This is a genomic window from Gordonia abscondita (genome assembly GCF_032711245.1).
Lineage (GTDB): Bacteria > Actinomycetota > Actinomycetes > Mycobacteriales > Mycobacteriaceae > Gordonia.
On the sequence record NZ_CP128986.1, the window covers coordinates 2,159,572 to 2,173,619 of the forward strand.

General features: G+C 67.6%; 8 protein-coding genes. All 8 read right to left on the minus strand.

The genetic code is table 11. The features are described from left to right. Nucleotides 1-54 precede the first annotated feature (54 nt). On the minus strand, nucleotides 55-1,458 hold the full coding sequence (locus tag MP11Mi_RS10205; RefSeq protein WP_420038821.1) for a condensation domain-containing protein: 1,404 nt from the start codon (nucleotides 1,456-1,458) through the stop codon (nucleotides 55-57). Continuing rightward, nucleotides 1,455-3,722, minus strand: a complete 2,268-nt coding sequence (locus MP11Mi_RS10210) for a penicillin acylase family protein (RefSeq protein ID WP_420038822.1) — start codon at nucleotides 3,720-3,722, stop codon at nucleotides 1,455-1,457. Before MP11Mi_RS10210 ends, MP11Mi_RS10205 begins: the two co-directional genes overlap by 4 nt. A gap of 70 nt (nucleotides 3,723-3,792) precedes the next feature. After that, on the minus strand, nucleotides 3,793-5,220 hold the full coding sequence (locus MP11Mi_RS10215; RefSeq protein WP_420038823.1) for a condensation domain-containing protein: 1,428 nt from the start codon (nucleotides 5,218-5,220) through the stop codon (nucleotides 3,793-3,795). Then, nucleotides 5,220-8,732: a non-ribosomal peptide synthetase gene (locus MP11Mi_RS10220; protein ID WP_420038824.1), complete on the minus strand. Its 3,513-nt coding sequence runs from the start codon at nucleotides 8,730-8,732 to the stop codon at nucleotides 5,220-5,222. Before MP11Mi_RS10220 ends, MP11Mi_RS10215 begins: the two co-directional genes overlap by 1 nt. Before the next feature lie 103 nt (nucleotides 8,733-8,835). After that, on the minus strand, nucleotides 8,836-10,134 hold the full coding sequence (locus MP11Mi_RS10225; protein WP_420038825.1) for a lysine N(6)-hydroxylase/L-ornithine N(5)-oxygenase family protein: 1,299 nt from the start codon (nucleotides 10,132-10,134) through the stop codon (nucleotides 8,836-8,838). Further along, nucleotides 10,127-11,635 (minus strand): pyridoxal phosphate-dependent decarboxylase family protein, encoded by a 1,509-nt coding sequence (locus MP11Mi_RS10230; protein ID WP_420038826.1) that lies wholly within the window; start codon nucleotides 11,633-11,635, stop codon nucleotides 10,127-10,129. The genes MP11Mi_RS10225 and MP11Mi_RS10230 overlap by 8 nt, the downstream gene beginning before the upstream one ends. Beyond that, nucleotides 11,628-13,421: an IucA/IucC family protein gene (locus tag MP11Mi_RS10235; protein ID WP_420038827.1), complete on the minus strand. Its 1,794-nt coding sequence runs from the start codon at nucleotides 13,419-13,421 to the stop codon at nucleotides 11,628-11,630. Before MP11Mi_RS10235 ends, MP11Mi_RS10230 begins: the two co-directional genes overlap by 8 nt. Continuing rightward, entirely contained in the window at nucleotides 13,418-14,023 is a 606-nt protein-coding gene (locus MP11Mi_RS10240; RefSeq protein ID WP_420038828.1) for a GNAT family N-acetyltransferase, read from the minus strand. The genes MP11Mi_RS10235 and MP11Mi_RS10240 overlap by 4 nt, the downstream gene beginning before the upstream one ends. Nucleotides 14,024-14,048: the final 25 nt, after the last annotated feature.

The following is a 14,048-nucleotide window of genomic DNA, read 5'->3' on the forward strand; positions in this document are numbered from 1 at the left end:
CGGCTTTCCTCAATGCCGCGGATGTCGGTGAAACCCGCGTCTAGTGCGCGGCCGTCAGGCGACGAATTCTGCCAGGGGGACATCGGCGGATTCGGGGAGACGCGAGGTTAGCACGTCAACCACGTCGGCGATCCGCTCCGCGGCGGCACCGTCGAGGACGTCGGTCCGATACTCGAGTTCCAGATGCACGGCGTCCTGTTCGTCGAACTCGAACGTGATGCTGAGCGGGTAGTGGACGATATCGGCGAAGACCGTCTCGCACGTGACGTGCGCGCCGTCTGGAACGGGGACGCCGCGCAACGGAGCATTCTTGACCAGCGCCATGATCTCGGCGACGGGGAAGCGTCCACCGGAACCACGCAGGGCCGTCAGGATCGTGCCGTAGTCGACGGACGAATGCTCCATCGACTCGAACACTGTCGAGACAGCGGCCCGGACCGTGTCGCCGACGGTCGCGGCCGGGTCGAATGTGAAACGCATCGGCACGATGTTGCCGCTGTAGCCGACTCGGTCGACGGTCTCGGCGGGTGCCCGGTTATCGGCGGGTACGAGGATCACGAAGTCGTCCGTGCCGGTCACCGCGTACACGGTGAGCGCCGACACCGCGACGAACAGCGAGTTCGGGGTGGCATCGACAGTGCGGGCGAACCCGACCAGACCTGCGACCACGTCGTCGGGCACCCGGCGGTGCAGCAGCGCGCCCCGCCCTTCGCCCATCACCGACACCCAACTCTCCTCTGGAGAGGTCGACGGCAGTTCGCCCGACAGCGGATAACGGACCCCGTCGGCGGCCCACGTCGACCGGGCATGGTTCACCGCGGCATCGGCGTGGGCGCGGGTACGTGCCGACGGGTCGACGGCGGTGCCGCCACCGGACCACGACGCGGCCTTCCCGGACACGAGAGCGGTCAGGACCGGCGGCAGGATCGTCTCGTCTCCGCCGATGTGGTGGATCACCAGGATCACCGAGATGGTGCCGTCGTCGAGTGTGCGAATACGCACCCGCCACGGCTGTTCGCGAGTCAACTCGAACGGTTCCTGCGCGACGACCTGTGCGGAGGCGTCGACGTCGGCGGCGATGTCACCGAACTCCCAAACCCGGCCGGGATTCGTCCATCGGCCGACGAGTGGCGCCGACCGACGGCGCGGCCCGTCGTCCGCGACCTCGATCACCGACCCGATGACCTCGGACGACGCGATGAGCTTCTCCATCGACTCGACGATCTGGTCGAGCGTGTACGGCGCACCGAAGTTCAGGTGCACCGCGAAGTTGTGCGAATCGGATGTTGGGTCGATCTCGTAGATCTTCCACATCCGACGTTCGGCCGTCCCGAGCGAACCGTCGGCTGCCACCGGTTCCGGCGCGGCCGGTGAAGCGTCTTCGACCGGTGCGTCGATACCTGCCTCGGCCAGCCGCCGCCGCATCAGTTCGCGCTGCGTGTCGTTCAGAATGCTCACAAGGTCTCCTCTGCTGCGGCCGTGCGGGCGAGCACGTCCCAATCGGAGACGACCCCGATGAGATCGCCGCGCGCCCACGACCGCGTCTGGTCTTGGAAATGGTCGGACGATGGATCACCGCTCACCCCGAGCGGCACGATCCACCGGCTGGCGTCCCGGTCGGCGAGATCCCACACATACCGTGCGACCGAGCCGAGACGGCAGATGTGTGAGAAGCCGACGGCGCTCGCGTTCGCGAGCACGCATTCGGCGTCGCCGCCGAGCCGCACCTGCTCGGGCCGAATCAAGGCGGACAGTTCCGGGTACGACGCCGTGACACCAGCGAAATCCATGCCGTGGAACGGCGCGAGCACGTGGACGTCTCCCCACGTGGTCGCGGTGCCCCCAGGGTCGACTCCAGTGTCGACCGCCAGGGCTTCGAGGACCCGCGCCGCGATGGCAGGCACATCCAAACCGATTCGTGGCGCCCCGGCGATCGCCGCGTCGAGACCGGCGGCGATCCGCGTACCGGCCACGAAGTAGGGGGTCATCCACTGGGGGAAGCCGTTCGGTTCGCTGAGCGGGGCCAACGCCGCGTCGGCGGTGATCGCGGTGACGAGCCTGCTGCGGAACTCGGCGAACAGGTACGCGTCGACGCTGTCGGGGTGCATCGCACCGTCCCACCCGACCAGACGTGACTGGAGCTCGAATGCTTCGTCGCGCAGGCCTGGCAACCCGGACACCAGGTCGATGAGACCGCGGACATGTCCGTTCGCGACGTCCCGGTGGATGTCGGCGCAACCGTCCGCGGACACCGGCACGTCGCCGGACAACAAGTCATCGATTCGCCTCGCGCGCGCGTCCGGCGCGCACTCGGTGGTGACCGGCTGCATCGGCGGGCAGTCGGCGATCCGCTGGTTGGCGATCACCGCGTGGGTAGCCACGTCGGCGTCGTAGCCGCTCAGCGACGTGTCGGCGTACCCCTGCCAGGCATACCGTTCGTCCCACCCTGGCACCGGCAGCCAATAGTTCTCGTCGGCGCGGACCGGGTACCGGCCGACCGTGTGGTGACGCAGACCCCCGGACGAGTCGCCGACGACTATTCGATTGGGCGGCTCCACCCAACTCGTCAACGCCTGCTCGACGTCGTCGATCGACGACGCGAACAAGAGGTCGAGGACGGCGTCGAACGTCGACGTCGCGTCGGCGAGCATCGGCGTCCGCAGACTCATCGCCCACGGGTCGTCCGCGCCGCCGACGATCACCGAGCCGTTGCCGGTCGTGACTATCTCGACGTCGACGGGTTCCCCGCCGCGGACCCGGATCTGTTCGATCCACGCGTCGCACGGCGTGTCGCCGTCGGATGTGGTTGCGATGATCGAATCGTCGACTCGCCGCAACTTCTCGACGTAGACGTCCTGGTAGTCAGCCATCGCGTTGGTGATGCCCCACGCAACCGACGACGCGTGCGCGAAGTGCGGGAGCCCCGGGACCCCCGCGAACGCGAGCCCGACGACGTCGAAGTCATCACAGGCTAGGTGGTATTGCTGGTAGACGCCGGGGATCTCGATGAACCGGTGCGGGTCGCCCGCGATCAACGGCGCTCCGGTTTCGGTGCCGGTCGCCGCGACCCCCCACGCGTTACTGCCGGATATCGCGTCGCCGAGTACCGGGACATCGGGTGCAGGTGCATCGGGCAGACGGACATCGGACTCGGGCGTTGTCAGCGGGACATGGCGCAGCAGATCCTCCATGAACTCCTCGGACGGCATCGCGGGGACGCGGTCGTGTGAGGGCTCGCCGGCCTCGGTGTTGAGCAGTGCCAGCGAGTCGGGGCCGAGTACGCGCCGCGCGTGCAGCCGCCACAGTTTGGTCGCGAATCGACCGAACATCAGATGCTGGACGATGAAGATCGCGATCGGCGTCCACGGATTCCACGCCGCGGGCTCGTGATCGAACTCGGCCAGTTCGACGGCGTTCGCGTCGGGGTGTGACCGATTGACGCCGTCGGCGTACGCCTGCAACAGCAGCCGGGTGCGGTCGGACGACGCGTCGTGGATTCGTCGGGCTGCCCGATCGATCTGCGCCCGGCGAGCGAACTCGTCCCAGCCGACGCCGGCCGCACCGAACACCTCCGCCGTTCGGCCCTCGGCGCGCAGCCGCAGGAATTCGACCTGCCATGCGCGGTCGACACCCGTGGTGTACCCCTGGGTGAAGATTGCCTCCCGGGCGGACGCGGCGCGGATGTGGGGTATGCCGTGGGCGTCACGGAGGACAGTGCTCATGCTGGAACAGTCTTTCGTCGGACTGGGTGGAGGGTAGCGGTCAATAGCGGTGGGACGGCGTCGATCCTGATCAGCGCGCGGCGATCGAGGATGCTCGGTACGGCGTCGCGGCCGCCGCCGTGCTCAGGACCTCGTCGATCAGCTCGTGCAGCCGGTCGACCGTGGACGCGTCGAATAGGGCGACCTGGTATCCGATCTGCACTTCGGTGCGGTCGGGGTGCATGAACGCCTCGACCGTCAACGGCAGGGCGACGCGCCCCTTGTCGGCAAGCTCCCACGTCATCGTCGTGCCGGGGAGTCCGATGCCGTCGATCTTCTGGTCGAGGAACAGCACCAGCGAATCGAAGGGATGCGTTGACTCGTCTCCGGTGACCTGCCGTGCGATCTCGATGATCTCGTCGAACGGGAATGTCCGATGTTCGAACGCCGCATCGGTCACCGCGCGCACATGCCGCACCAGATCGCCGAACGTGTCGTCGGCGCCGCCGCGGATGCGCAGGGCGATCGAATTGCTGAAGTTGCCGATCAGAGCCTCGGCGCCTTGCTCCTCGCGGTTGGCGACGGTACTGCCGATCAATAGGTCGTCGCGCCCCGACATTTGGCGCAGTGCGAGGTAATACGCGGCGAGGAAGACGGAGAACGGTGGCATCCGGAGTTCTGCGGCCAACGTGCGCAGACCTGTCTCGGCGGCCGGGCTCAATGTCCGGTCGGCGCGTGCACTCACCTCCGACGGATTCTCCGGTCGACGGTCGTAGGGGAGGGACGCGGTCGCGACGTCGCCCCGGAACTGGTCGGTCCAGAACGCGACGTCCGCCGAGTGGTCGGCCGCGTCGAAGCGGTCCCGTTCCCAGTCGGCGAAGTCGGCGATCTGCGGTGACAACGCGTCCACCGTCAGTTCGTCGTTCGGCACCGAGCGGGCCGCCGCGTAAAAGCGTGCGACGTCGCGCGCCATCGCAGGCAACGTCATGCCGTCCCACACGATGTGTTGCATCGCGACCACGACCGCCAGACGTGCTTTCCCGTCGGCGGGGGGCAGCGTCACGAACGTCAACCGGATAGACGACTCGGTGGCCAGATCGAACACTTCGGTCGCCGCATCGGCGACGAGACGTCGGAGGCGCTCGTCCGGGTCGGCGGCATCGCGGAGGTCGACGGTCACGACCGGCGGTGGGAAGTCGGCGTGGATCCGCTGAAAGGGTTCCCCGCCGTCCTCGCCGGGGTGATAGGTCGTCCGGAGGATCTCGTGCCGTTGGACCACGGCGAGAAATGCCCGCCCGAGGGCATCGGCGTCGACGTCACCGGTGTAGGTGAAGGTGAGGCAGATGTTGTTCGCGGTGCTGTCGGGGACCCGTTGCTGATGTGCCCACACCAGGCGTTGGCTGAATGACAGCCGCGCGCGGCCGGCGTCGCGTCGAGTCGGAACGCCCGACTCGACGGCGATGCCGACATCGGACAGACGGGCGGCCATCGCCGTGCGTAATTCGTCCAGAGTAGGCATCAGTTCGGCGCTCCGACCAGTTCGCCTGTCGGAACTTCGACACCCGCTACCTCAAGGAATATCTCAGCCACCTGCGCCAGCTGCCCGGCGACCTGCTCGCGGTCGGCCAGCAGCGCGGCGAAGCCGCGAACAGTGCGAGCCTTGAACACCGCGGTGATACCGACTCCCTCCACGGCCAGCAAGCTGCGGACGTTCGCGACGAACGTCGTCGCCAGGATCGAGTTGGCACCCGCGTCGAAGAAGTCGGTGCTCACGCCGAGTCGTTCGGTGCCCAACACTTGTTCGGCGATATACGCGACCGCGGCTTCGACGGCGTTCTCCGGTGCCACGTACTCGCCCGGTGTCGTACCGGCGACGGCCCGTTCGAGGGCGTCGCGGATCGCCTTACGATCGATCTTGCCGTTGGCCGTCAGCGGAACCTCGTCGACGGCGAGGACGGTCTCGGGAACCATGTAGTCGGGCAGCAGCCCGCCCAGCGCCTCGCTCACCGTGTCCGCGTCGGGCGTGGCGTCACCGCGTTGGCCGGTCACCGCCAGGCTGAGCCGCCCGCCGAACAGTGCGGCGACCGCCTCGGCGACGCCGTCGACACCACGCGCGGCCGACTCGACCTCGCCGAGCTCCACGCGGTAGCCGCGAATCTTGACCTGATGGTCGGCGCGACCGAGGAACTCGACGGTGCCGTCAGGCAGGTAGCGAGCCAGATCACCCGTGCGGTACCAGCGGATGCCGTCGACGGTGACGAACCGGTCGCTGGTGCGTTCGCGGTCGCCCCGGTAGCCGTCGGCCACCCCGGCGCCGCCGATCCACAGTTCGCCGGTCACCCAGTCGGGGGCGTCCTCGCCGCGCTCGTTGACGACGCGGCACGCCGATCCAGCCATCGGGCGGCCGTACGGGACGGTGTCCCAATCGGTAGGGAAGTCGTCGGTCACCTCGAAAACCGTGGAGTGGATCGCTGTCTCGGTGGTGCCGCCGAGACCGGCGAAACGCAGTCCCGGGACAGCGGCGCGTGCCCGACGCCCCAACTCGGCGTCGACGCGGTCGCCGCCGGTGATCACCGTGCGTAGGGTCGCGAGTTGCTCGTTCGACGCCGTGTCGAGCAGCATGCCGATCAGGCCGGGCGCCGCGTTCACGACAGTGACCTGATGCGCTGCGATCTGCGCCGCCCACGCTTGGGCGTCGCGGGTCTGCTCGCTGTCGATGCAGACGAGGGCTCCGCCGAGCGACAGCGGGCTGAACACGTCGAACACCGACAGGTCGAACTCGAGAGCCGACAGCCCGATAGTGCGGTCGTCGACGCCGAGGCCGAACTCGTGCGCGATCGCGTCGAGTGTGTTCGCCGCGGCGCGGTGGCTCACCTCGACGCCCTTCGGTTCGCCGGTCGACCCGGAGGTGAACAGAACGTATGCGAGCCCGGCCGCGTCGCCGGCATGAACGTCGTCGATCGGGTCCGCGGTGAGCGCGGTACCGAACCGGAGAGATTTCGGTTCGCTCGGGGCGTCGGTCTCGTCTCCGATGACCACGACCTTCACATCGCCGCGCGCGAGGATCTGATCGCGGCGTGCGGCGGGCTGGTCGACACCGATCGGGAGGTAGACGGCTCCGGCTGCGAGGATGCCGAGAACGGCGATCACCTGGTTGTGGCCCTTCGGCACGATCACCGCGACGGTGTCGCCCGGGATGATGCCGTCTGCGGCGAGCGCTCCGGCGATCGATCGGGCCTGGCCTGCGACGTCGCCGTAGGAGAGTTCACGTCCGTCTGCGGTCACGAGTGCGACGCGGTCCGGGTCGCCGGCGGCGTGGTCGAAGAACGCTCCGTGCACAGTGCGCGGAGCGCTGACCGCCGCCGTCGCGGTGACAGCGTCGCGGACTTCGCGTTGCACCGTCGGAAGGGCGATCGACAGGGTGTCGTTCCAATCGGCTTCCTCGGCGACCAGTCCGGTCAGGATCGAGCGGAACTCGGCGAACATCGCGTCCATCACCCCGTCGGGGAGGGCGTCGCGGCGCACGTCCCAGTTGACGAGCAGGCCGCCGTCGAGCTCGACCACCTGCGCGTCCAAGTCGACCTGCGGTCCCTGCGAGAGGATCCACACCGGTTCGCCGAACAGGTTGCGGACCCGGTCGGAGAACAACTCGCCGAACCCCAGTCCGGAGGTGAACACCAGCGAGGGGGTGACGGGCGCGCCGCGCAGACGTCCCAGATCGCGCAGGACGTCGAGTCCTTCGTAGGCAGCGTGACCAGCGCAGTCGTGTAGTTCGCGCTGGAGTCGACGGCCGCGTTCGACCATCGACTCGGTGTGGGTGGCGTCCGCGTCGATCAACACCGAGTTTGTGAAGTCGCCGACCACCTGGTCGATATTGGTGTGTGTCGGTTCGCGGTTGAACAGCGGGACATTGAGTAGGAACCGCTGATGGGTGGACCAGCGCGCGATGACCTCGGAGAACACGGCGGCGAACGTGACGGCGGGAGTGATGCCGTTGTCGTAGGCGACCGAGTACAGCCGATCCTTCTCCGGCGCGTTCAGCTGGTGGTGGTAGCGGATGCTGCGGTCCGGCTCGGCGCGACGGTCCTCTGGAATCGTCGGGAGTGTCGGAGTGTCGGGCAAGGTTGGCTCCTTGGCCTCCCACCAGGCTCGCGCGCCGTCGTACTCGTCGGGCGAGATGTGGTCGCCGCGTTCAGCCAGGTACTCGCGGAACGTGTAGCCCGTCGACGGTAGCGCGGTATCGGTCTCGTATGCGGTCGCGAGGTCGTCGAGCACGCGGCGGTAACTCATCGCGTCGGCGGCCAGCATGTCGACGTCCAAGTGCAGGCGGTGGCGGCCCTCCGGCAGCAGTGTCAGCACGAATTCGACGACACTGCCCGCGGGGGTGTCCAGAAGCTGGTGGCTCATCCGATCACGGGTGCGCTCGGTCTGCGCTTCGACATCGGAGCCGTCGCGCAGATCGACGACGCTGAACACTGGCGTCGGCGGCGCATCCAGGATCCGCTGCTTACCGGTGTCGCCGAATGCGGCACGCAACATCTCGTGGCGGTCGACGACGTGACCGACCGCGCGCTGAAGGCGAGCGGCGTCGACCCCCTCGCCGTCGAACTCGGCGAACAGGTGCGCCGCGACGCCGCCGAGCGACTGGCCGTCCTGGCGTCCCACCCAGTACGCGTGCTGCATGGTGGCCAGGTCGAACTCCGGGTCGTCGTCGGGCGCGGCGGGAGTCGCTGCGGGCTCGGGTGTCGAGCTCTCTGGAGTCGCGCTCTCTGGAGCCGCAGTCTCTGGGGGCGCAGTCTCTAGGGGCGCGGTCTGGGCACCGAACAATGCGGCCCACGCCTCGATCGTGGGGTTCTCCGCGAGCTGTGAGCTGCGAACCCGGTGCCCCGCGCGACGCCACGCGCTCGTCAATTTGATGATGAGCAGCGAGTGCATGCCGTGACGAACGAGGTCGTCGGTGTCGTTGATCGTCTCGGGATCGACGTCCAGCAGCGATGCGACGTCGGCGCGGATCTGTTCGAGGGAAATCACGTCAACTCCTTGTGAGTCTTCTTCGGGTGGTCGGGCTGGTCTTGTGCTGGTCGAGCGTCTTCCGTGGGTCGAGCAGCCGTACTCCGCTCGCCCCACGGCGACATCAGGTCTGGTTCGCGCTGAAACTCGTGAACGCGGTTTTCCGGGGAAGCCGGTACACCTCGCGTCGAGCGACGGTGTTCAGGATGCGGGCGTTGCGGACGGCTCCGATGTCGAGGTTCGGTGCGGAAACTCCGTGCGCGTGTATCTCCGCGTTTACGACGAACAGACGGTCACCGAGCGGTCCGTCGGCAGCGACCGAATGGTTCGCCGCGATCTCGCGGCGCCCCTGTGAATCGCGGTGCAATCGTGATTCGATCGGTGCCAGGAATGGTTGCGCCCGTTCGCGGTAGCCCGTCGCGGTGACGACGAGGTCGGCGGTGTGGGCAAGCTCGTCGCCGGAGTCGAGATGCCGACCGCGCACCGTGACGCGGTCCTCGTGACGGTCGATCCCCTCGACGGCGACCCCGTTACGCAGTTCGACGGGGGCCAATCCGTCGTGGAGTTGACGCCGGTAGAGCAGGTCGTGGATCCGATCGAGGGTGTCAGCGGAGATGCCTTTGTGGAACTGCCAATGACCGTCGCGGACACGATCGCGCGTGGCCTCGGGCAGGGAATGGAAGTAGTCCATGTACGCGGGCGTCGTCATCTCCAGGGACAACTTGGTGAAGTCGAGGGGCGCGAACCACGGCGTCCGGGTCCACCAGGTGACGGCGGGACCCCCGTCGAGGTTCGCTTCGAGGAGGTCGACGACGATCTCGGCGCCGGACTGGCCGGACCCGATCACGGTCACCGCATCGGCGGCGTGCGCGTCGTCTCGGCGGTACAAGTACTCGCTGCTGTGCAGGACGTCGGACGCGTCCGAACTCATCGCGGCGGGGACCGACGGTTCGGTTCCGACACCAACCACGACGTGGCCGGCGTGGATGACCGACCGAGTCCCCGCAGAGGTCACGTGCACATCGAAGCGCTGCCCGGCGTCGTCCCACCGGACTTCGTCCACTGTGGTGCCGAATTGGAGCGAGTCGAGTTCGCTGACGACCCACCGCAGGTAGGCCTCGTACTCGCGGCGCGTCGGAAAGAACTGTTCGCGCACCAGGAACGGGTAGAGCCGGTCGACGTCCGCGAGGTAAGCGAGGAACGACATTGGGTGCGTCGGGTCGATGAGCGTCACGAGATCGGACAGGAAGCTGACCTGGAGGGTGGCCTCCTCGAATAGGAGGCCGGGATGCCAGCGGAACTCGTCGATGGAGTCCACGACGAGCACGTCGACGTCGTCCACGGTAGAAGCCATCGCCGCGAGGCCGAGGTTGAACGGGCCGCAGCCGATGGCGAGGACGTCGACGGAACGAGGGTCAGTCATTCGCTTGCACCTTGTCTGCGATCGAGTACTCCGCGTTCTCCGACTCCACTTCGAGGGCGTGGCGCAGGAGTTCGTCGAACAGTTCGTCGATGTCCGATCCGGTGGCCGTCGGGTTGAGCAGAGTGAGCTTGAGGCACGTTGACGGTTCTGTGTCGCCCGCGATCTGGACGCGGGTCCGGCCGATCAGCGCGGTGCCCGAACTGATCAGGCGGCGTCGGAGCTCAGCGTTGACCGCATCGAGGTCCTGGCAGCGGTAGCGGAACACGACGGTTGTCAGGGTGACCGGCGCGACCAGTTCGAGCTGCGGCTCGGCCACGATCCGCGCCTGTGCGTGCCGGGCCGCGTCGTGGCAGCAGTCGAGCATCTCGCCGAGCCCCGAGCGGCCGTAGGCCAGGAAAGTGGTCAGGACTTTGAGGACGTCGGGTCGGCGCGTGGTCTGGAGAGTGTGGCCGAGGAGCCCGCCGAAGCCAGCCTCCTCGTCGTCCTCCGGATTAAGGTATGCGACGTTCCGGTTGAGCGATGAGAACAGATCCTCGTCGCGCAGTAGCAGCAGGCTCGCCGCCGCGGGCTGCCAGCCGATCTTGTGTAGATCGAGCGTCACCGAGTCGGCGCGGTCGATCCCGTGCACCAGGTGTCGGAGCCGGTCGGAGAACAACGATCCGAACCCGTAGGCGCCGTCCACGTGCAGCCACACGTCGTGGCGTGCGGCGATGTCGGCGATCTCCGGGAGTGGATCGACCGTGCCGAAATCGGTGGTGCCCGCGGTCGCGACGATCGCGACGGGTGTCCCGTCGGTCGCGGCGATGGCGGCGTCGAGGGCGGCGGGAATCATTCGGTGGTGCTCGTCGACGTCCACGGCGACGACGGCGGCCTCACCGAGACCCAGGGTGGCGCACGCGCGGTTGATCGAGAAGTGCGCTACGCGGGAGCAGAACACCACCGGGCGGGGTAGGGCGGCGACACCGTGATGGCGAGTGTCGATGCGGAGTTTGGCGGCCGCGTGGTCGCGCGCGATCAGCATGGCGAGAAGGTTCGAGAACGATCCGCCGGGTCCGAAGACGCCGCCCGCGGCCGGGCCGAACCCCGCGAGGTGTGCGAGGGCGGCGATGGTCCACTGCTCGATCGCGAGGGTCGCGGGGCCCGAGTCGTAGGTGTCCAGCGAGGCATTGGTTGCGCTCGCCAGGGCATCCGCGGCGACGGAGACCGTCAGCGGCGGCGGCTGCAGATGCGCGGCGGTGAACCGGTGAGTCAGGTCGAGTCCGTAGACGGCGACGAGTTCGGCGACGCGGGCCAGCGCACGGTCCTCACCGATGCCGCCGTCGGGGACGCGCGACGGCCCGAGCGCCGAGGCGACGGCGCCGAGCATGTCTCCCGGAGCACCGTAGGGGAGTGGCGACCCGTGGTGACGGTCGTTGACGGCTGCGGCCATCCGGGACAGCGACGAGCCGACATCAGACCAGCCGAGCCCCGGAGTCGCGAAACGGTTGAAATCGTCAGGCACGTTGAGCCCCTTGATAGTCGGCGATCGGATTGGTCAGTTGGTGGCCGGCGTCGAGGATGGAGCCGTAAGAGTCGCCGACGTTCACCATTCGGCGGTTGTCACCGAGTTGCAGTCCGTTCATGTGGACGGCGGGGAACGTCGGCGCGAACAGGTCTCGCTTCTCGAAGCGATCGGACAGGTCGGGATGGTCGGCGACGAACGCGCGGACGCTGTCGGCGACCACCGCCCAGAACCCGGTGTCGTCGAGCAGGTCGTGACGGTCCATGATCGCGGCGAGCGGACGCAGGAAGTCGTCGAACACGTCGGACAGGATGCCGAGGTTGCGAATGGCGTCCGGCTCGGTGGTCAGTGCGCGACGGCAGGACTCGGGGAGGTCGTCCGGATCACCGAAGATGCAGACCTCTTCGCCGATATCCTTGAGGATCGCGCGGACCGGTACGCCGTCGCGCAGGACGAGGATCAGGTTCTCACCGTGCGGGGAGAACTTGAGTTCGTACTGGTACAGCAGGTAGGCGATCGGGTGGAGGTAGGCGCGCAGATAGCGGGCGACCCATTCGTCGGCCGCCAGCCCGGACCGGGCGACGAATGCGCCGACCAGGGGCGAACCGAGGTGGTCGATGTGCAGGAGCGCGGCCATGGTGGCGAGCTGCTCATCGTCGGTGACGCGGGGGACCGGGCTCTGCCTCCACAGTGCTGAGAGCACCTTGCGGTACTCAGATCCCGGCTCGGTGATCGCGGTGAACGTCGGGTTGCGATAGCCGACCGCGGCGACCTCGTACAGCATTTCGAAACCGAGCGAACGCAGATAGGCGTCGTCGCCGACGCGGTTGCGGACCCAGTCGTTGATGAGTGGCGTGGTGCGCATGTAGTCGGCCGACATGCCGCGGGTGAAGCCCATGTTGACGATCGACAATGCCGTCTTCACGTAGTGCCGGGTGGGTGTGGAGGAGTTGAACTGTGTCCGGATCGACTGCTGCGGCTGATACCGATCGGGTGACGGTCCGAGGATCACCAGCCGTCGACGAGCGATGTCGTCGGCGTAGAGCCGCGCGGCCTTTTCCGTCCACTGCCACGGATGCACCGGAAGATACGTGTAGTCGTTCGGATCGAGGTCGTGGAACAGCAGGACGTCGGAGAACTTCTCGAGGGTGTCGGCACCGAGTTCGTGGCGGAGCAGATCGTCGTAGTCGATGCCGCTCATCGACGCGAAGTCGCAGTCCTCGCTGCGTGCGGCGATCCAGATCAGGTGGTACCGACCACCCGATTCGGGTGCGTACGCCGCGACGTCGTGCGCGCTGAAGCCGAGCCGGCCGGCGTTGGCGACGAAGCACGGGTGCCCCTCGGTCATCGTGCGTTCGATGGTCTGGAAGTCGGCGGCGGCGAGTTCGGCGGCAGTGATGCGGCGGTCGTCGGGTCGGTCGGCGCCGATCGCGATCGTGTGCACGAGTTCTTCGAGGTACTCCGGCAGCTTCTCTCGAGGAATGCTGAGCTGGCCGTGCAGGTCGATGACGAGTTCGACGGCGCTGACCGGTAGATCCCGTCCGTCGCGGGTGCGGCGAACCGATGTTTCGTCGACGGACCAGCTGTCCAGGGACAGGAGGTCGGCGGCGAATGTGTATTCGATCTGCTGGTCGTCGGAGAGGATGACGAACCGCCCGGGGGCGGTCTCCAGAGGTGCGAGCGCGCGCTCGTGGCAGAACTCGGCGATCACCTTGGTCGCGACCCTGCGGTCGTAGACCTCGCGCAGAGAGCGTACGGCTGTCTGCGTTTCGGTGGCTGCGCTCATCGGCGGGCCTCCCGCTCGCCTTCGTCGACGACTGTGCCGTTCTCGGTGACGCGGATGAAGTCCTCGCGCGTGCAGTAGCTCAGTCGAGCTGTCTTGTCCCCCACGGGATAGTCGCCGGCCACGGTGAATCCGACGGCGGCGTTGAGCGCCTGGACGTGGCCGTTGCGTACGTCTGGTTCGACGACGACGCGGGTTGCACCGACTTCGAAGAAGGCGGCCCGCATGATGTGGAGCATCACTTCGCCGGTGAAGCCCGAGACGGGCTGGTCGGCAGGCGCCACCAGTAGGTGCATTCCGATATCGCCTTCGGCATGGGTGTAACCAGTGCCGGGTTCGGCGAGTTCACTGGTCAGCGGGTCGTACAGCTCGAACATGAACTCTTCGCGCCCGTCGGCTCGGCCGATGCGCAGACCGTAGTCGGTCCCTGCGGCGGCTCGCATGGTCGCGTCGAGGAATTCGTGGACTTCATCGACCGAAGCCGACAGCATTTCCCAGTACTTCGACTTCGGATGGGTCAGCCAGGTGTGCACGAGCGGTGCATCACGTCGGGCATCGATTCTGGTGGACGACAGGTGCCGCGTCGACACGGGAGATGAGCTCATCGGCCCCACTTCGGTAGAGGAGCCG

What these genes read in the sequence shown, in the direction of transcription:
- MP11Mi_RS10235 (WP_420038827.1), bottom strand. Translation starts at nt 13,421, where the DNA reads ATGAGCGCAGCCACCGAAACGCAGACAGCCGTACGCTCTCTGCGCGAG.
- MP11Mi_RS10210 (WP_420038822.1), bottom strand. Translation starts at nt 3,722, where the DNA reads ATGAGCACTGTCCTCCGTGACGCCCACGGCATACCCCACATCCGCGCC.
- MP11Mi_RS10240 (WP_420038828.1), bottom strand. Translation starts at nt 14,023, where the DNA reads ATGAGCTCATCTCCCGTGTCGACGCGGCACCTGTCGTCCACCAGAATC.
- MP11Mi_RS10215 (WP_420038823.1), bottom strand. Translation starts at nt 5,220, where the DNA reads ATGCCTACTCTGGACGAATTACGCACGGCGATGGCCGCCCGTCTGTCC.
- MP11Mi_RS10225 (WP_420038825.1), bottom strand. Translation starts at nt 10,134, where the DNA reads ATGACTGACCCTCGTTCCGTCGACGTCCTCGCCATCGGCTGCGGCCCG.